Origin of the sequence: Microbacterium sp. SORGH_AS_0421 (genome assembly GCF_030818635.1) — a bacterium.
GTDB lineage: Bacteria > Actinomycetota > Actinomycetes > Actinomycetales > Microbacteriaceae > Microbacterium.
This window is the reverse complement of sequence record NZ_JAUTAO010000001.1, coordinates 3245007-3266837: the sequence shown is the minus strand read 5'-3', so window position 1 is coordinate 3266837 and position 21831 is coordinate 3245007. Positions and strand designations below refer to the sequence as shown.

Annotated in this window: 13 protein-coding genes, 1 tRNA gene and 3 rRNA genes; 15 read left to right on the top strand and 2 right to left on the bottom strand. The window is 66.4% G+C overall.

Features of this window, described 5'->3' with window-relative positions:
* Positions 1-193 precede the first annotated feature (193 nt).
* From QE416_RS15610 to rrf, 3 genes are all read left to right on the top strand, one after another.
* Positions 194-1715 (top strand): 16S ribosomal RNA (locus QE416_RS15610).
* Positions 1716-2134: 419 nt separating this feature from the next.
* Positions 2135-5244, top strand: a 23S ribosomal RNA gene (locus QE416_RS15605).
* Between the two features lie 102 nt (positions 5245-5346).
* Positions 5347-5463, top strand: a 5S ribosomal RNA gene (gene rrf, locus QE416_RS15600).
* Together the 16S, 23S and 5S rRNA genes form the textbook arrangement of a ribosomal RNA operon.
* 397 nt (positions 5464-5860) lie before the next feature.
* Here the strand turns inward: rrf and QE416_RS15595 are convergent.
* Positions 5861-8533, bottom strand: a complete 2673-nt coding sequence (locus tag QE416_RS15595) for a phosphoenolpyruvate carboxylase (protein WP_267786820.1) — start codon at positions 8531-8533, stop codon at positions 5861-5863.
* Positions 8534-8918: 385 nt separating this feature from the next.
* Between QE416_RS15595 and QE416_RS15590 the strand changes: the two genes are divergently transcribed.
* Together QE416_RS15590 and hisS are read left to right on the top strand one after the other, a co-directional pair.
* Positions 8919-9536: a MazG family protein gene (locus QE416_RS15590; protein ID WP_307317976.1), complete on the top strand. Its 618-nt coding sequence runs from the start codon at positions 8919-8921 to the stop codon at positions 9534-9536.
* A gap of 136 nt (positions 9537-9672) precedes the next feature.
* Positions 9673-10920, top strand: coding sequence for a histidine--tRNA ligase (gene hisS / locus QE416_RS15585; protein ID WP_307317974.1), 1248 nt, complete (start codon positions 9673-9675; stop codon positions 10918-10920).
* 66 nt (positions 10921-10986) lie between these two features.
* Here the strand turns inward: hisS and QE416_RS15580 are convergent, their stop codons facing one another.
* Positions 10987-11844: a helix-turn-helix transcriptional regulator gene (locus QE416_RS15580; protein ID WP_210074220.1), complete on the bottom strand. Its 858-nt coding sequence runs from the start codon at positions 11842-11844 to the stop codon at positions 10987-10989.
* 127 nt (positions 11845-11971) lie between these two features.
* Between QE416_RS15580 and QE416_RS15575 the strand changes: the two genes are divergently transcribed.
* The 10 genes from QE416_RS15575 (at position 11972) to QE416_RS15530 (ending at position 21800) form a co-directional block, all read left to right on the top strand.
* A complete protein-coding gene (locus QE416_RS15575; RefSeq protein ID WP_307317557.1) occupies positions 11972-13417 on the top strand; it encodes an MFS transporter in 1446 nt (481 codons plus the stop codon).
* A gap of 116 nt (positions 13418-13533) precedes the next feature.
* A complete protein-coding gene (locus tag QE416_RS15570) occupies positions 13534-14334 on the top strand; it encodes an SGNH/GDSL hydrolase family protein (RefSeq protein WP_373458865.1) in 801 nt (266 codons plus the stop codon).
* Between the two features lie 222 nt (positions 14335-14556).
* Positions 14557-15348: a cytochrome c oxidase assembly protein gene (locus QE416_RS15565; RefSeq protein WP_307317552.1), complete on the top strand. Its 792-nt coding sequence runs from the start codon at positions 14557-14559 to the stop codon at positions 15346-15348.
* A gap of 31 nt (positions 15349-15379) precedes the next feature.
* Positions 15380-16057: an O-methyltransferase gene (locus QE416_RS15560; RefSeq protein ID WP_307317549.1), complete on the top strand. Its 678-nt coding sequence runs from the start codon at positions 15380-15382 to the stop codon at positions 16055-16057.
* A 97-nt stretch (positions 16058-16154) separates the two neighbouring features.
* Complete coding sequence (gene eno / locus QE416_RS15555; RefSeq protein WP_210074229.1) at positions 16155-17435, top strand: phosphopyruvate hydratase; 1281 nt, start codon at positions 16155-16157, stop codon at positions 17433-17435.
* 172 nt (positions 17436-17607) lie between these two features.
* On the top strand, positions 17608-18225 hold the full coding sequence (locus QE416_RS15550) for a septum formation initiator family protein (RefSeq protein ID WP_267786827.1): 618 nt from the start codon (positions 17608-17610) through the stop codon (positions 18223-18225).
* 45 nt (positions 18226-18270) lie between these two features.
* Positions 18271-18789, top strand: coding sequence for a DUF501 domain-containing protein (locus QE416_RS15545; protein WP_210074231.1), 519 nt, complete (start codon positions 18271-18273; stop codon positions 18787-18789).
* Positions 18786-20141 (top strand): S8 family serine peptidase, encoded by a 1356-nt coding sequence (locus QE416_RS15540; RefSeq protein WP_307317543.1) that lies wholly within the window; start codon positions 18786-18788, stop codon positions 20139-20141. Before QE416_RS15545 ends, QE416_RS15540 begins: the two co-directional genes overlap by 4 nt.
* Positions 20142-20149: 8 nt before the next feature.
* The gene (locus tag QE416_RS15535) at positions 20150-21541 is read left to right on the top strand and encodes an NAD(P)/FAD-dependent oxidoreductase (protein ID WP_307317973.1); all 1392 of its coding nucleotides are present in this window, start codon (positions 20150-20152) and stop codon (positions 21539-21541) included.
* A 186-nt stretch (positions 21542-21727) separates the two neighbouring features.
* Positions 21728-21800, top strand: a tRNA-Leu gene (locus QE416_RS15530).
* Positions 21801-21831: the final 31 nt, after the last annotated feature.

Genomic DNA, 21831 nt, shown 5'->3' with positions numbered 1-21831 from the left:
CAGCGTGCACTTGTCAAATGCCAATTTATTCCTCGTCGGTCTGACTTTTGTTGGATTGCGAGAAATTCCTTTGGATCAAAGACCAGCCCTTCCGGGGGTTGGCATATGAATTCGTCAGTTTTGATGTTTTCTCTTTGGTCAGTTTCAAACTCGCTATGACTGTCGTTTTCCCGGTGGTTGTATGCATTTCTTTTTTACGGAGAGTTTGATCCTGGCTCAGGATGAACGCTGGCGGCGTGCTTAACACATGCAAGTCGAACGGTGAAGCCAAGCTTGCTTGGTGGATCAGTGGCGAACGGGTGAGTAACACGTGAGCAACCTGCCCTGGACTCTGGGATAAGCGCTGGAAACGGCGTCTAATACTGGATATGAGACGTGATCGCATGGTCGTGTTTGGAAAGATTTTTCGGTCTGGGATGGGCTCGCGGCCTATCAGCTTGTTGGTGAGGTAATGGCTCACCAAGGCGTCGACGGGTAGCCGGCCTGAGAGGGTGACCGGCCACACTGGGACTGAGACACGGCCCAGACTCCTACGGGAGGCAGCAGTGGGGAATATTGCACAATGGGCGGAAGCCTGATGCAGCAACGCCGCGTGAGGGATGACGGCCTTCGGGTTGTAAACCTCTTTTAGCAGGGAAGAAGCGTAAGTGACGGTACCTGCAGAAAAAGCGCCGGCTAACTACGTGCCAGCAGCCGCGGTAATACGTAGGGCGCAAGCGTTATCCGGAATTATTGGGCGTAAAGAGCTCGTAGGCGGTTTGTCGCGTCTGCTGTGAAATCCCGAGGCTCAACCTCGGGCCTGCAGTGGGTACGGGCAGACTAGAGTGCGGTAGGGGAGATTGGAATTCCTGGTGTAGCGGTGGAATGCGCAGATATCAGGAGGAACACCGATGGCGAAGGCAGATCTCTGGGCCGTAACTGACGCTGAGGAGCGAAAGGGTGGGGAGCAAACAGGCTTAGATACCCTGGTAGTCCACCCCGTAAACGTTGGGAACTAGTTGTGGGGACCATTCCACGGTTTCCGTGACGCAGCTAACGCATTAAGTTCCCCGCCTGGGGAGTACGGCCGCAAGGCTAAAACTCAAAGGAATTGACGGGGACCCGCACAAGCGGCGGAGCATGCGGATTAATTCGATGCAACGCGAAGAACCTTACCAAGGCTTGACATATACGAGAACGGGCCAGAAATGGTCAACTCTTTGGACACTCGTAAACAGGTGGTGCATGGTTGTCGTCAGCTCGTGTCGTGAGATGTTGGGTTAAGTCCCGCAACGAGCGCAACCCTCGTTCTATGTTGCCAGCACGTAATGGTGGGAACTCATGGGATACTGCCGGGGTCAACTCGGAGGAAGGTGGGGATGACGTCAAATCATCATGCCCCTTATGTCTTGGGCTTCACGCATGCTACAATGGCCGGTACAAAGGGCTGCAATACCGTGAGGTGGAGCGAATCCCAAAAAGCCGGTCCCAGTTCGGATTGAGGTCTGCAACTCGACCTCATGAAGTCGGAGTCGCTAGTAATCGCAGATCAGCAACGCTGCGGTGAATACGTTCCCGGGTCTTGTACACACCGCCCGTCAAGTCATGAAAGTCGGTAACACCTGAAGCCGGTGGCCTAACCCTTGTGGAGGGAGCCGTCGAAGGTGGGATCGGTAATTAGGACTAAGTCGTAACAAGGTAGCCGTACCGGAAGGTGCGGCTGGATCACCTCCTTTCTAAGGAGCATCTGGCATCCGGGGTTTTCGAATCGTGGGTGTCCAGGCGCCAGTTCAACACCGAATGTGTGTTGCTGGTAGCTCATGGGTGGAACATTTGATGGGGTGCTCATGCCGATGGTTCGGGTCTAGTACGCAGCTTGCTGTGGGAACGGTTCGGGTTGGAGGGGTGGGTACATGCACGCTGTTGGGTCCTGAGGGGCCGGGCGCTGGTTGCGCTAGTCGGAAGGCTGGTGTGGTTGGTGGCTGTTCCTCGTGGGCCTTCCCTGCTGTCACGGTTGTGGCGTGTGGGGTGGGTACCGCCCGTACTTTGAGAACTACACAGTGGACGCGAGCATCTTCGACATGACTTTTTGGTTGTGTCGTGAAGATGATCTTAAAGATCATTAGTCAATTTTTTGACGATTCAACTCATGTGATTTCAAGTCTTTAAGAGCAAACGGTGGATGCCTTGGCATCTGGAGCCGAAGAAGGACGTAGCAATCTGCGATAAGCCTCGGGGAACTGATAAGCGAGTTTTGATCCGAGGATGTCCGAATGGGGAAACCCCGCCAGGGCGCGTGCGTACCTGGTGACTCCCGCCTGAATATATAGGGCGGGTAGAGGGAACGTGGGGAAGTGAAACATCTCAGTACCCACAGGAAGAGAAAGCAAAAGCGATTCCGTAAGTAGTGGCGAGCGAAACCGGAAGAGGCTAAACCTAGCGTGTGTGATAGCCGGCAGGCGTTGCATGTTGGGGGTTGCGGGACTTTTCTGATTGTTCTGCCGAATGATCGACGTGACAAGAGGGTATAGACGAACGGTTTTGAATGGCCGGTCATAGAGGGTGCGAACCCCGTAGTCGAAATGCCTGTTCTTGGCGTGAGAAGTATCCCAAGTAGCACGGGGCCCGAGAAATCCCGTGTGAATCTGTCAGGACCACCTGATAAGCCTAAATACTCCCAGATGACCGATAGCGGACAAGTACCGTGAGGGAAAGGTGAAAAGTACCCCGGGAGGGGAGTGAAATAGTACCTGAAACCGTTTGCTTACAAACCGTTGGAGCCTCCTTAGTAGGGGTGACAGCGTGCCTTTTGAAGAATGAGCCTGCGAGTTAGCGATACGTGGCGAGGTTAACCCGAGTGGGGTAGCCGTAGCGAAAGCGAGTCTGAATAGGGCGATTCAGTCGCGTGTCCTAGACCCGAAGCGAAGTGATCTATCCATGGCCAGGTTGAAGCGACGGTAAGACGTCGTGGAGGACCGAACCCACTTAGGTTGAAAACTGAGGGGATGAGCTGTGGATAGGGGTGAAAGGCCAATCAAACTTCGTGATAGCTGGTTCTCTCCGAAATGCATTTAGGTGCAGCGTTGCGTGTTTCTTGCCGGAGGTAGAGCTACTGGATGGCCGATGGGCCCTACAAGGTTACTGACGTCAGCCAAACTCCGAATGCCGGTAAGTGAGAGCGCAGCAGTGAGACTGTGGGGGATAAGCTTCATAGTCGAGAGGGAAACAACCCAGACCACCAACTAAGGTCCCTAAGCGCGTGCTAAGTGGGAAAGGATGTGGAGTTGCTTTGACAACCAGGAGGTTGGCTTAGAAGCAGCCACCCTTGAAAGAGTGCGTAATAGCTCACTGGTCAAGTGATTCCGCGCCGACAATGTAACGGGGCTCAAGCACGCCACCGAAGTTGTGGCATTGACATTTTTGGTAGGCCTTCGTGGTCCAGCCGTGTTGATGGGTAGGAGAGCGTCGTGTGGCGAGTGAAGCGGCGGGGTGACCCAGCCGTGGACGCTACACGAGTGAGAATGCAGGCATGAGTAGCGAAAGACGTGTGAGAAACACGTCCTCCGAAAGACCAAGGGTTCCAGGGTCAAGCTAATCTTCCCTGGGTAAGTCGGGACCTAAGGCGAGGCCGACAGGCGTAGTCGATGGACAACGGGTTGATATTCCCGTACCGGCGAAGAACCGCCCCAGTCAATCCAGTGGTGCTAAGAGTCCTAGCTCACGCTTTAGCGGATCCCTTCGGGGTGAGGCGGGTGTGTGTGAACGCTCGACCCCATGCTGGTGCGGCTAGCGTATTAACAGGTGTGACGCAGGAAGGTAGCCCAAGCCAGGCGATGGTAGTCCTGGTGCAAGTGCGTAGGCCGACTCTTAGGCAAATCCGGGAGTCATGAGGCTGAGACACGATGCGGATAAAAAGTGGGTGATCCTATGCTGCCAAGAAAAGCATCGACGCGAGGTTCTAGCCGCCCGTACCCCAAACCGACTCAGGTGGTCAGGTAGAGAATACCAAGGAGATCGAGAGAATCGTGGTTAAGGAACTCGGCAAAATGCCCCCGTAACTTCGGGAGAAGGGGGGCCATCCACTTATTAGGACTTGCTCCGAAAGGGTGTGGTGGCCGCAGAGACTAGTGGGTAGCGACTGTTTACTAAAAACACAGGTCCGTGCCAAGTCGCAAGACGATGTATACGGACTGACGCCTGCCCGGTGCTGGAAGGTTAAGAGGACCGGTTAGCCGTAAGGCGAAGCTGAGAATTTAAGCCCCAGTAAACGGCGGTGGTAACTATAACCATCCTAAGGTAGCGAAATTCCTTGTCGGGTAAGTTCCGACCTGCACGAATGGCGTAACGACTTCCCAACTGTCTCAACCGCGAACTCGGCGAAATTGCATTACGAGTAAAGATGCTCGTTACGCGCAGCAGGACGGAAAGACCCCGTGACCTTTACTACAGCTTGGTATTGGTGTTCGGTGTGGCTTGTGTAGGATAGGTGGGAGACGGTGAAGCATTCACGCCAGTGAGTGTGGAGTCATTGTTGAAATACCACTCTGGTCACTCTGGATATCTAACTTAGGACCGTGATCCGGTTCAGGGACAGTGCCTGGTGGGTAGTTTAACTGGGGCGGTTGCCTCCCAAAATGTAACGGAGGCGCCCAAAGGTTCCCTCAACCTGGTTGGCAATCAGGTGGCGAGTGTAAGTGCACAAGGGAGCTTGACTGTGAGACTGACAGGTCGAGCAGGGACGAAAGTCGGGACTAGTGATCCGGCAGTGGCTTGTGGAAGCGCTGTCGCTCAACGGATAAAAGGTACCTCGGGGATAACAGGCTGATCTTGCCCAAGAGTCCATATCGACGGCATGGTTTGGCACCTCGATGTCGGCTCGTCGCATCCTGGGGCTGGAGTAGGTCCCAAGGGTTGGGCTGTTCGCCCATTAAAGCGGTACGCGAGCTGGGTTTAGAACGTCGTGAGACAGTTCGGTCCCTATCCGCTGCGCGCGTAGGAAGTTTGAGAGGATCTGACCCTAGTACGAGAGGACCGGGTTGGACGAACCTCTGGTGTGTCAGTTGTTCCGCCAGGAGCACCGCTGATTAGCTACGTTCGGGATGGATAACCGCTGAAAGCATCTAAGCGGGAAGCCGGCCTCAAGATGAGACTTCCATACCTTTATGGTGAGAGGCTCCCAGCCAGACTACTGGGTTGATAGGCCGGATGTGGAAGCGTAGTAATACGTGAAGCTGACCGGTACTAATAAGCCGATGACTTGATAACACACCTGTTTTTGGTGCTTGCGTCCACTGAGTGGTTCTCGATGTACGGTCGGGAACTCAACAATGATCATGTCGTTGTTGGTTTGTGAAACATCAATAGTGTTTCGGCGGCCATAGCGAGAGGGAAACGCCCGGTTACATTCCGAACCCGGAAGCTAAGCCTCTCAGCGCCGATGGTACTGCAGGGGGGACCCTGTGGGAGAGTAGGACACCGCCGGACTTCTTTTCAGTCGAAATGGCCACCCAACGTTGGGTGGCCATTTCGCATTTACGGGCACTTTCAGGTGCGGTACCGCGTCGGTGCGTTCTTCCGTAGGGAAGCACCCACCGACGCATCACCACACCCACCGCATGTGAGCCTGCCGCGTGCTCGCTACCTGTGGTTGCGTGCCATCCACGGTGACGGGGCTGGCCCATGCCCCGGCCCTCGTCTCGTCGACATTCTCCACTCATCCTCCGCGCCGCGGGTGCGTTCGATCGAGGCACACGCGAGGTCGTTCGCGTAGTGCTTCGCCGACGGGTTCGGACCGGTGGAGCACCTCGAGGAATCGCCTCGTCAACGCAGAACGCGCCGGCTCCCGCGAGGGGAGCCGGCGCGTTCTGCGAGGGATCGTGTCTCAGCCGGTGTTCTGCAGACCGGCCGCGACTCCGCTCACCGAGAGGAGCAGGAGGCGCTGGTGTTCCGCATCCGGAGTCGGGTTATCCGCGTCTGCGTCGCGGAGGGCGCGCAGAGCTCGCAGCTGAAGCAGCGAGAGGGCGTCGACGTAGGGGCTGCGCATCTTCACCGCGCGCTGGAGGATCGGCTTGTTGCTCAGCAGATCGCCGCCGGTGATGCGCTCGACCCACGACCGCGTCAGAAGCATCTCGTCCATGACGAGCTGGGCGAGATCGTCTCGATCGCCGAGAGCGAGGTAACGGCGAGCGATGCGCTCGTCGGCCTTCGCGAGGCTCATCGCCACGTTGTCGATCATCGTGCGGAACAACGGCCACTGCTCGTACGCGTCACGGAGACGTTCTTCGTCGCCGACGGCCTGGAGCGCGGTGCCGAGACCGAACCAGCCGGCGAGGTTGATGCGCGCCTGCGTCCACGAGAACACCCACGGGATGGCGCGGAGGTCCTCGAGGGACTCGACCGACAGACCGCGGCGGGCGGGGCGGGATCCGAGGGCGAGATGTCCGAGCTCTTCCATCGGCGTGACGGTGGCGAACCACGGCGCGAAGCCGGGCGCCTTCACCAGGGCGAAGAAACGCTCGCGTGAGGCGACGTCCATCGTGCTCGCCACATCTGCGAACGCTTCTGCCGCGCCGCGATTGCGTCGTTCGATGGAGGGGGAGGACGCCGTCAGCACGGCAGCCGCCACCTGGTCGATGTGACGCATCGCGATATCGGCGTCGCCGTAACGGGCGAAGATGACCTCGCCCTGCTCGGTGAGCTTGAACCGGCCGTCGACGGAGTGCGGGGGTTGCGCGAGGATGGCGGAGTTCGCCGGTCCGCCACCACGGCCCAGAGCACCACCGCGACCGTGGAAGAGCGTCAATTCGATGCCCTCCGCCTCAGCCCACGTAGAGATCTCGGCCTGCGCCTCGTACAGCGCGAGGTTGGCTGCGACGGGGCCGACGTCCTTCGAGGAGTCGGAGTACCCCAGCATGACCTCGAGGCGTCTGCCGGTGGCATCCAGTCGGCTGACGAACGAGGGGTGCGAAACGATCTCGGCAAGGATGCCGGGGGCCGCCTGCAGGTCGGCGAACGTCTCGAACAGCGGGATCACGTCGAGAACGGGGAGGGCTTCGCCGGGGCCCACCGCGTAGGTGGCCAGCTCGTGCACATTCGCCAGGTCTTCGGCCGACTGGGTGAACGAGACGATGTAGCGACCGGCGGCACGGGGGCCGAATCGCTCCTGGACGTATGCGATCGAGCGGAAGACCTCGAGCACCTCGTCGGTCTGCTCGCTCCGCGCGCCGCCGGATCGGAGTTCCTGGAGCACCTTACGGTGCACGGCGGAGTGCTGGCGCACCTCGAGTTCGGTGAGGTGGAAGCCGTACGTCTCGACCTGCCAGACGAGACGCTGGAGGGACCCGTACGCCTGACGGGCGGCGCCGGCGGCGACCAACGAGTCCTGCACCAGGCGCAGGTCCGTGAGCAGGTGCTCGGGGTCGCGGTAGGCCAGGTCGGCGTTGCGCGTACGCGTCGCGGCGATCTTGCGTGCGAGCAGCAGCAGGATCCGGCGGTGCGGCTCGTCGGGCGAGCGCTCGGCGATCTCGGCCGCGGCGTCCTCGTCGGCGGCGCGTAGACGGTGCCAGAGAGCGATCAGAGCATCGCTGGGCGGGGTGCTCTCGGCATCCAGCGTCAGACCTCGGCCCACACGCTGAGTGGTGCGTTCGAGCCCGAGCAGGACGTGCTCGCTCGCGATCGCCGCGGCTTTGCGGGTGACGGATGCCGTGACGAAGGGGTTGCCGTCGCGGTCGCCGCCGACCCAGGAGCCGACGCGCACGAACGGCTTCACGATCGGGGCGCGGGATCCGGCGTTCTCGCCCTGCAGGATGTCGTCGATGCGGCGGTACACACGGGGCACGGCGGTGTACAGGGTCTCGTCGAAGACCGACATGACCGAGCGGACCTCGTCGACGGGCGAGGGCTTCTCGCGCCGCAGAGGAGCGGTGCGCCACAGCGTGTCGATCTCTTCGAGCATCCGGCGTTCCGTGCGACGGCTCTCGGTTCCTCCCTCGGAGGCGTCGTCGTGCTCCGAGAGCAGCTCCGAGAGGCGCCGGATGCTGGTCGAGATGGCGCGACGGCGGGCCTCGGTGGGGTGGGCGGTGAAGACCGGGTGGAAGCGGAGGGCCTGGAGACGCGCGAGCGCGGTCTCTTGGCCCACCTCGGTCGCGAGACGCTCGAAGGCGCTCGCGATGGTGTCGGGAACGCCGCTGCGCGACGGTTGATCGCCGCGCTCTCTCAGCACGCGTACGCGCTGGTGCTCTTCGACGAGGTTGACGAGGTGGAAGTAGGCCGTGAACGCCCGCGCCACTTCGTCGGCTCGCTCGATCGAGAAACCGTCGGCGATCGCGGCGGCGCGTTCGAACGCCTCGGGCGTTTCGTCGGTGTAGGCCTGGATCGTCGCCGAGCGCAAGCGCTCGACGTCGTCGTACAGTCCGGGGGAGCCGCTCTCCTGAAGGACGCGGCCGAGGAGCGATCCGAGCAGGCGCACGTCGGCGCGCATCTGCTCGGGGAGCTCCTGGCCCGCTTCGAAGCGGCCCACGAGGTCGATGGCCTCGGTCGGGGTCAGTTCACGCACACGCCCCAGATTATCGGCGTCGAGCGTGCACCGATTCACGTGTAACGGCATGCATCGGTTTCGCGCGCCGAACTCCGGAGTTTCTCCGGTCGCGAGGCGTCAGGACCGCAGCAATCGAGGCGACGGGGGCGTGGCATCCGGAAATCTCCGGCTTCAACGACGCACCGAGGGGCGTTACGGGGAGGAAGCGCGTCCGGGCGACGGGTCGCGCATCGACGGCCGGGGGCGTTCACTCGGCGAGAAGCCGGCGGAGCAGATGACCGCATGGCAGATGCCGGGGGGCCCGTGAGCGTCCTCCCGGGGGATACTCGTGGCGAGCGGTGCCGTCCGGCCCGCGGAGGGAGGAACCGTGAGTGACGACGCCCTGCGGGAGGCAGCCGAGACCATGCGCGCGGTGCGCGAACGCTGCGCCTGGACCCAGACGATCGACCACCGCGACCTCGTGCCGTACCTGGTCGAGGAGAGCGCGGAGGTCATCGACGCGGTGGAGTCCGGCACGCGCGCCGACCTGCGCGAGGAACTCGGCGACCTGTTGTGGCAGGTGCTGTTCCACGCGGAGATCGCCGCGGGACACGCGAGCGACCCCTTCGACATCGACGACGTGGCTCGGGGACTCACCGAGAAGATGGTGCGGCGGCATCCGCACGTGTTCGCGGATGCCGTGGCATTCACACCCGAGGAAGTCCTCGTGCACTGGAACGCGGCCAAGGCGGCCGAGAAGAGCACACGCACCAGTGTGCTCGACGGGGTCAGCGACCACATGCCCGCCCTGGCCCTGGCGCAGAAGCTGGTGGGGAAGGCGGCGCAGGTGGGGGCGCAGGCGCCGCCGCATCGTCTGGCGGACCCCGTGAGCGAGGCCGAATTGGGCGACGCTCTGTTGACTCTCGTGCAGCTTGCTCGCGCCCGAGGCTGGGACGCCGAACGCGCGCTGCGGGAGCGTCTGCGGACACTGCGCGCCGAGGTGCGCGCGGCCGAGGGACGCGGCGAGGCCGCGTCGGGGTAAGTGATTCGCGGGCGGTGAGTGGCTGTCGTCGGCGTCTCGGCCCCCGGCCGCGCCGCCGCGGAAACAGGGCCCGCGCGGAGCATCGCCCCGACCCTGGAACAATGGACTCGTGGCATCCGTGAACCCGCCGCGCGGCATGCGCGACTTCCTCCCCGCAGACAAGGCCCGCCGCGAGCGCGTGCTCGCCGTCATCCGCGAGCGTTACAGCGCGCACGGTTTCGACGAGATCGAGACCCCGGTCATGGAGGATTACGACCGCCTTCACGCCGGCCTCGGCGGCGACAACGAGAAGCTCTCGTTCAGCATCCTCAAGCGGGGGATGGATGCCGACGGCATCCGCGCCGCCGCCGATGACCAAGCGGCGCTCGCCGATCTCGGCTTGCGCTACGACCTCACGGTCCCGCTCGCCCGGTTCTACGCAACCCACCGCGCGCAGCTGCCGACGGTGTTCCGGTCGGTTCAGATCGCACCGGTGTGGCGCGCCGAGCGGCCCCAGAAGGGGCGCTACCGCCAGTTCATGCAGTGCGACATCGACATCATCGGCGACGCGTCGGCGCGGGCCGAAGCCGAGCTCATGATCGCGAGCCTCGACGTGCTCGACGCGCTCGGGCTCGTGGGCGGATCGATCCGCGTCAACGATCGTCGCGCTCTCGACGCGATGCTGGACGTGTTCGGGTTCGCGCCGGACCAGCGACCGGGCGTTCTCATCACGATCGACAAGCTCGACAAGGTGGGTCCCTCGGGAGTCGTCGCCGAGCTCCGCGGACGCGGCGTGAACGCGTCCGCCGTGGACGCCTTCGCGGCGTACCTCGACCGTCCCGCGTCGGCCCCGTCGTTCGACGAGGCAGGCATCCGCGCCACGTTGCCCGACGGCATCCCCGACGAGATCGTCGCTCACCTCGTCGACCTCGGCGACACCGTCGCCGCGGCACGCGGTGGAGAGGTGCCGCTCGTCTTCGACCCCTTCCTGGTGCGGGGCATGGGCTACTACACCGGCACGATCTTCGAGCTCGCCCACCCGAGCGTCGACTACTCGCTGGGCGGCGGTGGACGCTACGACGGCATGATCGGCCGCTTCCTCGGCCAGCAGGTGCCGGCTGTCGGCTTCTCGATCGGCTTCGAGCGCATCGTCGATCTGCTGCCCGAGACCGGCAGCGAAGGCGAGCGCTCCGTGGTCCTCGTGCACGACCGCGATGTGCCGTTCGCCCAACTGCTGTCGCTCAAGACGGCCCTGATCGGCGGGGGAGCGCGCGTACGCGTCGAGCAGCGGCCGAAGAACATGAAGGCCCTGCTCGAGCGCTCCACCGCCGACGGCTACGCGTCGTTCGCGACCGTGAACGTCGATACGACGCCCGAGACGCTGGAGATCAAGCCGCTCTCGTGAGAGCGGGAGGTCGACGGATGCCGGGACCCCGACGCCGCTGAGCGCTCCGGGTCTCGCGGGCCGGCGTCAGGCCACCGCGCTGATCAACGCCTCCGTCGGGCTCTCGGCGGCGAGGCGTTCCAGGCGCGCCGCGGTCTCGGCATCCCGCGGAGAGAACCACACGACGCGAGAGCCGAGTCCGTCGTCGATCCACAGGCTCGACATCTCCAGGTGCAGTTCGCCGACGCGGGCATGCAGGAGGTGCTTGTTGGCATTGCGCTCGCCCCCGACGTCGCCCAGACGCCAGAGCTCGGCGAAGCGCGGGGACTCCTCTTCGAGCTCGGCGATGAAGCGCTGCCACGAGGGCTCTTCGTGGTGGCGGCCGTAGGCGGCGCGGAGCCGCGCCGCGATCCGCCGCTGAGCGTGGTCGAGGTCGACGTGCGAGCGCTGCCACTCGGAGTCGGTGAAGAGCAGCACGGCGCAATTGCGTCGCTCGGCCGGCATGTCGTCGAGGTCGTCGAAGAGGTACCGATAGGCGCGGTTGTATGCGCGGATGTCGAAACGCGCGGTTTGCACGGCCGCGGGGTAGGGCAGGAGCTTCTCGAGCAGGTCGAGGTGGGTCGCACCGACGCAGTGCCGCGCCTCGCGGTCTGGCACGGGGAGGTCGGCGAGGGCGAACAGGTGGTCGCGCTCGTCGTCGCTCAGGCGGAGCGCGCGGGCGATGGCTGCGACGACCTGGGCGGACGCCGCGATCGGGCGACCCTGTTCGAGCCAGGTGTACCAGGTGAGGCCGACTCCGGCGAGTTGGGCGACCTCTTCGCGGCGAAGGCCCGCGACGCGGCGCCGTGTTCCCTCGGGCAGCCCGACGTCGGCGGGACGCAGGCGCGCTCGCCGACTGCGCAGGAACCCCGCGAATTCGGCGCGGACATCGTCGGATCGAGTCACGGCATCCCTCCCTCTCCGGCGATCATAGGACGGGCGTGCGACCTCCCGCCCGCCGCAGGGGAGTGCTGGCAGTACCAGGATGAGCGCACTCCTGGTACCAGGATGGATCGATCTCCATGCTGGCACCATGCCGACTTCCGCACACCCCGCCTCGGGGACCGCCCCCGTGCCGATCCGCCCGGGAACGGTCGTCGAGGTACCCACCTGGCGTTATCTCGGCTTCCTGCTCGGCCCCGGCGTGGGGACGTTCGCCTTCAACGCGGTGACGGTGATCCTGCCGACCCTGCGCGAGCGGTTCGGCGCCGGGGATGTCGCCCTCGAACTCGTGATCGCGGGATACGGCATCCCCTTCGCCGTCCTGCTCATCCTGGGCGGGAGGCTCGGTGACCGCTTCGGTCGGCACCGGCTGTTCGTGGTGGGGATGGCTCTGTTCCTCGTCTCCGCGGTCGCGTGCGCTCTCGCGCCCTCCATCGAGACGCTGATCGCCGCCCGGGTGGTGCAGGGTGTCGGCGCAGCGCTGTGCACGCCGCAGGTGCTCGCGACGATCCAGGCGACCTCGCAGGGCGCCGCCCGCACGCGCGCGATCGCCGCGTTCGGGGCGAGCGGAGGGATCGGCGCAGCCGTCGGTCAGGTCGCGGGCGGTGCCCTGGCGGCGCTCTCCTTCGGTCCGGTCGAGGGGTGGCGTGCCGTGTTCGTGGTCGTCGCCCTCATCGCCGTCGCCGCGATCGCCCTCGCCCCCCTGGCGCCGCGCTCTCGCGCGCACGAGGTCGTCGCGATCGACCTGGTCGGCACGGCGGCGCTGGGACTCGGCATCCTCGCCGCCTCCGTCGCCTTGACCTTCGGGCCGGTCTGGAACTGGTCGTGGCCGGTGGCGGTGGCCCTGGTGATCGCGGCCGTGTCCCTGGTGGCGATGTGGAAGCACCAGAACGCGATCGAGCGATCCGGACGGGTGCCGCTGCTGCCGCCGAGCGTGCTGAGGCTGCGTCCCCTGCAGCTGGGCCTCCTCGCCGCGGGTCTCTTCTTCGCGGGGTATTCGGCGCTGCTGTACGTCTTCCCGCGAGCCGTCGAAGCGGGGGGACTGAGCTCGCTCGAGGCCGGGATGGCGTTGCTGCCCTTCGCCGTGGTGTTCGCGGGCGTCTCACTAGCCGTCGCGCGCATCCAGGCTCGGCTCGGTGACTCGACGCTCGTCCTCGGCGTCTCGGTGCAGATCGTCGCGCTCGCGGGGATGGCCGCGACCCTCGTCTTCGCGTGGGGGAACGACATCGGTCTGTGGCTGCAGCCCGCTCTGGTGCTGCTCGGAGCGGGTCAGGCGCTCATCTTCTCGCCGTTGACCCAGCTCGTGGTCCGCGAGGTTCCGGTCGAGGCCGCCGGCCTGTCGGGCGGCATGTTCAGTACCGCCCAGCAGCTCGCCCTGTCGTTCGGTGTCATCGTCATCGGCGGTGTCGTCACCCTCACCGGTGTCGGGGGCCGAACGGAGCTGCTCGCGGGACTCGCCCTCGACATCGTGCTCGCCGTGGCGGTGCTCGTTCTCGCCATGGCGCTGCGCGCGCGGGGGCGCCGCGCGTCGCTCTAGCTCGACGGCACCGTTCGGGTCGATGCCAGGAAGCCGCCGTCGTCCGAGCGTCACGGCCCGGCCACCCGGCGTTCACCACGGGCGGGTGTCATCGGAGGATGCGCGCGCGTCGACCGGTGACCCTGACCGCGGCGTCCGTGGTGGCGCTCGCCGGAGCGGGGGCGGTGGGACTGCGCACCCTCATCACCCGACAGGCCGCGATCGCCCGTCGCCGCATCGGCAAGCCCCTCGGCGAGCAGGCGCTCGATGCCGACCGGGTGTGGCGACGGAAGAAGCACCCGGGCGAGCCGGTCGAGCTGCTCGTGCTCGGTGACTCGATCGCCGCGGGGCTCGGCGCGGGCCACCGGCGCGACACGCTCGGGGCGCGGCTCGCCAAGGGCATCGCTCGAGAGGCAGGGCGACCGGTGCGCCTTCGCACCGCCGCGGTGGTCGGATCGGAGACCTCGGCCCTCGCTGCACAGGTGGCCTCGCTCCCCCCGGAGTATCGGCCGGATGCCGCCGTCATCGTCGTGGGCGGCAACGACGTGACGCACCGGATCCCGGCATCCCGTTCGGCGGGGCAGCTCGAACACGTCGTGCGCGACCTGCGCGCCCGCGGCGTGCCCGTCGTGGTCGGCACGTGCCCCGACCTCGGCACCCTGCGCGCGATCCCGCAGCCGCTGCGCGCGCTCGCCGCCCGGTCGTCTCGGCAGCTGGCCGCGGCCCAAGCGACCGCCGTTCACCGTGCGGGCGGCCGGGTGGTCGGGCTCGCGCGCGCCGTGGGGCCGGTGTTCGCGGAGCGCCCCGACGAGATGTTCAGCGTCGACCGCTTCCACCCCAGCGCCCTCGGGTACCGCCGAACGGCGGAGGCGCTGCTACCCGCCGTGCTGGCAGCACTCGAGCAGGCCCGGGCGCCGGAGGACGCCGGCCGCGGCTGACCTGCCCGGGGCGTGCCGAACTCCTGAGTCGCGCATCGGACGCGCGGCCCCGGCGTGCGCGCCCGGCCGCCGAGGCGCCGCGCGCGGCGGAGTCTCCGGAGTTCGGCCCGCCCCGATCCCCGGCAGACGCATAGCTCTGGGATCTACCGTTCTTCCACGCCTCCCATCGAAGTCTTCCTCAGCACCTGGCGCGCCGATCCGATCACGCTCGGCGTGCTCTTCGTGGCATCCTCGGCCTATCTCCTCGGGGTTCGGCGCGTTCGCCGTCGCGGGCAGCCGTGGCCGGTGCTGCGCACGGTCGGTTTCTTCGCTCTCGGATTGCTGCCCTACGCGGTGATCGAGCTCGGGTTCCTCGGCGTCTACTCGTCGGAGCTGCGCTGGGCGTTCTCGACGCGCGTCGCCCTGCTCATCTTCGCGATCCCCGCAGGCATCGCCGCCGGGCGCCCGCTCGATCTCGTCCCGTCGCGCCTCCGGGAGCGCTTCCTCGCCTCGCGCCTGACGCGGGTCTTCGGCAACGCCATGGTCGCCACGGTCGTGATCGCCGCGGTGTTCTGCCTGTTCTTGACGCCGGCCGCCGGCATCCTGCGCGTGAATCCCGTCGTGGAGGCGTCGCTCGGGATCGTCGTGCCCCTCGTCGGGCTCGCGATGGTGCTGCCGATGATGGCTCTCGGCGCCGTCCACACGGGCACGTTCATCGCGATCGAATTCCTGCTCGCGTTCGTCGAGCTGCTCATCGACTCCGTCCCCGGGCTTCTCCTCCGGCTCAATGACAACGTGCTGGATCTGGTTCCGGATGCCGCGCGATCGGTGTCGTGGTGGCCGTCACTGCTGCACGACCAGCACCTCGCGGGCGACATGATCTGGTTCATCGCCGAGTTCGCCGACGTGCCGATCCTCGTCATCCTCATGATCCGGTGGATGCGCAGCGACCGTGTGGAAGCGAAGGGCTTCGACGACCTCTCCGACGAGGAATACGACGAGATGACCCGCGCGCATCTGCGCGGAGAGCGTTGACCGACTCCTCTCACGCCGTCAGGCTGGGGGAGTGCCCACCCCCGAAGACGTCGACGCCTTCCTGACCGAGACCCTGGTCGGGGCGGACCCCGCGGGAGAGTCCGTTCTCGCGGCCCAGCACGACGCGGGATTGCCGGCGATCGAGGTCGCCCCCGTGAACGCGAAGTTCCTGCATCTGCTCACACGCATCGCCGGTGCACGCCGCGTGCTCGAGATCGGCACGCTGGGCGGATACTCCACGCTCTGGTTCGCGCGGGCCGTGGGGGCGCAGGGGCGGGTCGTGACGATCGAGGCCGAGCCGGCGAACGCCGAGATCGCGCAGCGCAACCTCGAACGAACCGGCGTCGCGGACCGGGTCGAGGTCCGCGTGGGTCGCGGTGCCGACGTGCTGCCGACGCTGCAGGGCCGGGAGCCCTTCGACCTCGTCTTCATCGACGCCGACAAGGAGTCGAACGAGCTGTACCTCGACTGGGCCGCACGTCTCGGGCGGTCGGGAACGGTCGTCGTGCTCGACAACGTCGTGCGCGGGGGCGACGTCGCCGACGCCGACACGGTCGACGCCAGGGTGCGGGGCGCTCGCCGCGGCATCCTCATGCTCGGTTCCGATCCCCGCTTCGACGCCACGGCGCTGCAGACCCTCGATCGCAAAGGGTGGGACGGGATCGCCCTCGCCATCGTGGTGGATCCGGCGGACACCGACTCGGATTGACACAGCGGCTCACGAGTGTCGGAGCCGGTCACTAGACTCGACCACGGACCGATGTCGCTCCGCCCCCTCCCACTCAAGAACCAACGAGGAGTCCTTCGTGGCACTTATCGAGGCTGTCAACGCGCGCGAGATTCTGGATTCGCGCGGTAACCCGACCGTCGAGGTGGAGGTGCTCCTCGACGACGGAATCGTCCAGCGGGCCGCTGTCCCCTCCGGCGCGTCCACCGGAGCGTTCGAGGCCTACGAGCTGCGCGACGGCGACAAGAGCCGCTACAGCGGCAAGGGCGTCCTCAAGGCCGTCGCCGCGGTCGTCGACGAGCTCGGCCCCGCCATCGAGGGCGTCGAGGCCAGCGAGCAGCGCATCATCGACGAGATCCTCATCGAGACCGACGGCACCGAGAACAAGTCGCGCACCGGCGCCAACGCCATCCTGGGCGTCTCGCTGGCCGTCGCCAAGGCCGCCGCCGACAGCGCCGACCTTCCCCTGTTCCGCTACCTGGGCGGTCCCAACGCGCACCTGCTGCCCGTTCCGCTGTTCAACGTCATCAACGGTGGCGAGCACGCCGACAACGGCATCGACTTCCAGGAGTTCTTCCTGGCCCCCATCGGAGCCGAGACGTATGGCGAGTCCCTCCGCTGGGGTACCGAGGTCTACCACGTCCTCAAGGGCGAACTGAAGTCCGCGGGGTACAACACCGGACTCGGCGACGAGGGCGGCTTCGCCCCCGACCTGCCCAGCAACCGCGAGGGCCTCGACTTCCTGATCCGCGCGATCGAGAAGGCCGGCTTCACCCCGGGCAAGGACATCGCCGTCGGCCTCGACGTCGCCGCGACCGAGTTCTACAAGGACGGCGTCTACACCGTCGAGGGCAAGGAGTGGAGTGTCGACACCCTCGTCGACTACTTCGCCGATCTCGTCGCGAACTTCCCGATCGTCACCATCGAAGACGCCCTCGCCGAGGACGACTGGGACGGCTGGAAGAAGCTGACGGATGCCATCGGCTCCAAGGTGCAGCTCGTCGGTGACGACCTGTTCGTCACCAACCCGAAGCGCCTGCAGCAGGGCATCGACCTCGGCGTCGCCAACTCGCTGCTGGTCAAGGTGAACCAGATCGGCACGCTGTCCGAGACGCTCGATGCCATCTCGCTGGCGACCCGCTCGGGCTACACCTCGATGCTGTCGCACCGCTCGGGCGAGACCGAAGACACCACGATCGCCGACCTCGCCGTCGCCGTCAACGCCGGCCAGATCAAGACCGGCGCCCCCGCGCGCAGCGAGCGCGTCGCCAAGTACAACCAGCTGCTCCGCATCGAGGAAGACCTCGGCGACGCCGCGGTCTTCGCGGGCCGCTCGGCGTTCCCCCGTTTCAAGGGCTGATCGTCTGACACACGAAGAGGGGGAGCCGGCCGGCTCCCCCTCTTCCGTCGTTCCGCTCCCTTTTGGCTGAGCGGACGCCGAGCCCCCGGCGCGTCCCCGGGAGCCCTTATCGCCGCGACGTAGAATCGCCTGCGGTTCGAGATCCGATCCGGGTGACGAGGGAAGGGATGCCGTGCAGCGACCGACACTGCCTCCTCGACGCCCCGTGGCATCCGAGGCCCCGAAGGCGGCGAAGAAGACCCCGAAGAGCGCGCCGAAGACGACGACCCGACCGGTGCGCTCCTCGGCCCGGCCGACCGTCGAGGAACGCCGCGTCGACGTGCGCGAGTGGCTCGGACGCGTCCGCATCTCGGGTTTCGTCGTGATCATGCTCGGGCTCGTGGTGCTGGGCACCTTCGTGCTCGTGCCGACCGTGGGCACCTACATGGACCAGCGTCAGCAGATCCAGGCGCTCCGCAGCGCCGTGCAGCTGAGCCAGTCCGAGGTCGCCGATCTGCAGACGCAGCGCGATCGGTGGTCCGACCCCGCGTACATCCGGACGCAGGCGCGCGAGCGCCTCGGCTATACCTTTCCCGGCGAGGTCGTCTACCTGATCGACAACGACCTGCCGGCCTCAGCCACCCCTCAGGAGCAGGACGACGTCAGCGGCGACGTGGGCCAGACCCGCACCGACTGGATGGCGCAGCTCGTGCGCTCGCTCACATCGTCGGCGGCGACACCCGTTGCGGTTCCCGATGTCACGGTCGGCGTTCCCGACCCGACGCCCGTGCCGGACGCACCGGCGGGCTGACGCGGGCTCGGCGGGCTGTCGGAGACGCCGGGTACCCTGGAGGCGATGACTACCGCAACGCTCCCTCCCGCCTCCGACGCCGACGTGGCCGTGCTTCGATCCCAGCTCGGCCGTGTTCCGCGCGGAGTCGTGGGAATCGCTGCGCGCTGCGTGTGCGGCAATCCGACGGTGGTGGCGACCTCGCCGCGGCTCGACGACGGCAGTCCGTTCCCCACCTTCTACTACCTCACCCACCCCGCCGCGACTGCCGCGATGTCGGTGCTCGAGGCGGGCCACGTCATGAAGGAGTTCTCGGACGAGCTCGCCGAGGACGAAGAGCTGCAGCAGCAGTACCTCGCGGCGCACGAGGCGTACCTCCGCGACCGCGCCGCCTACGGCGAGCCCGAGGAGATCGCGGGCATCTCGGCCGGGGGCATGCCCACGCGCGTGAAGTGCCTGCACGCTCTCGCGGGTCACGCGCTGGCGGCGGGCCCCGGCGTCAACCCGATCGGCGACCGCGCCCTCGCGCGCGGCACCTGGTCGCCCGAGCGGTGCCAGTGCGAAAGCCCCGGGACCGGCGGATGAAGCGCGTCGCCGCCGCCGTGGCATCCGTCATCGTGATGACGCTGCTGTCCGGCGCGACGGCGATGCCCGCGATGGCCACGACGGTTCCCGCATCGGCCTCGCCCCAGGCACCGACGAACCCCGTGCCGGAGGATCCCACGGACTCGGTCCGTGCCGGCGAGTACTGGATCGACCAGTACGGCGTGCGCGAGGCATGGAAGACCACCCGCGGCGCAGGCCAGAAGATCGCGGTCATCGACACCGGTATCGGACGCGGTCCCGCCGAGTTCAACGGGGCGGTCGTCGGCGGAACCGACGTGTCGGGCGTGGGGGCCTCCGATGGACGCACCCCGGTGGGGGCGGTCGACGCCAACCACGGCAGCTGGGTGGGCTCGCTCGCCGCAGCCCGCGGGACCGGCAACGGCCGCGGCATGATCGGCGTCGCGCCCGAGGCCGAGCTGCTGTCGATCTCGGTCGGGTTCGGAGCCTCGAGCGCGAAGCCCTTCACGGACCAGATCGCGGATGCCATCCGCTGGGCGGTCGACAACGGTGCGACCGTCATCAACATGTCGTTGACGACGAACACTCTCGACTGGGACACCAGCTGGGACACGGCGTTCGAGTACGCCTTCGACCACGACGTGGTGATCGTGGTGGCCGCCGGCAACCGGGGGAGCGGCACCGACCGCGTGGGGGCCCCGGCTACCATCCCCGGCGTGCTGGCCGTCGGCGGCGTCGATCCGACCGGCGCGGCGAGCAATGACGCGTCGACCCAGGGCATCACGATCGGTCTCTCCGCCCCGAGCGAGCGGCTCATCGGCGTCTCGGCGGACGGTTCGCTGGTGCAGTGGAACGGTACGAGCGGCGCGGCTCCCATCGTCGCCGGTATCGCGGCCCTCGTTCGCGCCGCGCATCCCGGAATGGATGCCAACAACGTCCTGAACCGCCTGATCCAAACGGCGAAGCCGGCTGCCGGCGCGTCGGCTCGTCCCGACAAGCTGTACGGCTACGGCCTGGTGGATGCCGCGGCCGCGGTGTCGGCGCGGGTCGAGACCGTATCGGAGAACCCGCTCGGGAGCTTGAAGGAATGGATCCGTCTGTATCGACGTGCGGATTCGCAGCCCTCGCCCGAGCCGACCTCGACGCCGGTGGTCATCCCGCCGCTCCCGCCCGTCGAGGCGGCGCCCGCTGCGGGCTCGCCCCTGCTGCCGTCTCGCGATAGCGTGCTCTACGGGTCGCTGCCGCTCGGTGCTGCCACACTGGCCGCTATAATGATTGCGCTCGGTGTCACTGCTGCTGCCCGGCGAATCCGACAGGCGCGCGCCTCCCGCGAGCCGAGCCGCACCACAAACGAGGAGTCCCTCACATCGTGACCACAAACGTGCCCAGAATCCTCATCGTCGGTGGGGGCTATGCAGGTTTCTACACCGCCTGGAAGCTCGAGAAGCTGCTCGGCCGAGGCGAGGCCGAAGTCACGCTCGTCGACCCGCTGCCGTACATGACGTACCAGCCCTTCCTCCCCGAGGTCGCTGCGGGCGAGATCGAGCCCCGCCACGTCGTGGTCGGCCTCCGCCGCCACCTCAAGCGCACCACGGTCATCGCCGGCAAGGTCACGGGCATCTCGCACGCCACCAAGACCGCGACGATCACGCCGATCGCCGGTGACGACACCTTCGAGCAGAGCTACGACCACATCGTCGTCACCGCCGGTGCCGTCTCGCGCACCTTCCCGATCCCCGGCATCGCCGACAACGCGATCGGGCTCAAGACCATCGAAGAGGCCGTTGCGATCCGTGACCGCCTCACGTCGAACTTCGACAAAGCGTCGGTCCTTCCCGCCGGTCCCGAGCGCGACCGTCTGCTGACCGTCGTCGTCGTCGGTGGCGGCTTCGCCGGTATCGAGGTCTTCGCCGAGCTTCGCGCCTACGCGTCTTCGCTGCTCAAGCAGTACCCGACGCTGGCATTCGATGACACGCACTTCCACCTCATCGAAGCCATGGGCCGCATCATGCCCGAGGTCTCGCAGAAGACGAGCGAGTGGGTTCTCGCCGACCTCGCGAAGAAGGGTGCCTTCGTGCACCTCGACACGCAGGTCAAGGGTGCCGTCGATGGCGTCGTCGAGCTGTCGACGGGGGAGAACCTGCCGACCGACCTGATCATCTGGACCGCCGGCGTCATGGCCAACCCCACGGTCGTCCGCGGCAGCGACCTGCCCGTCGAGGAGCGCGGTCGCATCCGCACCCGCCCCGACCTGCGTGTCGGTACCGATGAAGAGATCGTCGAGGGAGCCTGGGCCGCCGGTGACGTGTCGGCCGTGCCCGATCTGTCGGGTGGCGGCGTGGGCGGCTTCTGCGTTCCGAACGCCCAGCACGCGGTCCGCCAGGGCAAGCTCATGGCGAAGAACCTCGTGGCCGTGCTCCGCGGCGAGGAGCCCAAGGAGTACAACCACAAGAACCTCGGCGCCGTCGCCGGCCTGGGTCTGTACAACGGCGCGTTCCAGTCGGGCAACATCGCCCTGACCGGTCTGATCGCCTGGTTCGCACACCGCGGCTACCACGGTCTCGCTATGCCCACGTGGGAGCGCAAGTTCCGCGTGATCGGCGACTGGATGCAGAACTTCGTCCACGGCCGCGAGGTCGTGTCGCTCGAGGCCGTGCAGAAGCCTCGCGCAGCCTTCGAGGAGTTCGCCGCTCGCCCGCGTCCGGCCGCTCCCGCCGCCGAGACGCCCGCAGCTCCGGTCGAGAAGAAGGCCGAGCCCGTCGCGGCCAAGTAAGACTGTCCGTTCCGAGACCCTCGCGCCCTTCCGGGTGCGGGGGTCTCGGCGTTCCCGGGGCGTCAGGTGCCGTCGTGCGGAGCCCGGGACCGCGAGGCCGGGCGTTGGCATCGGCGGTCGACGTGTCTCCGCTGTTCTCCGCGGGACGGTCGACGGGCGACACCCGCGATACGGTGGAGGGCACGGGCCCCCGTAGCCCAATGGCAGAGGCAGGCGACTTAAAATCGCTTCAGTGTGGGTTCGAGTCCCACCGGGGGTACCCATCTCCTCTTGCGTGCGCATCGCCTGGG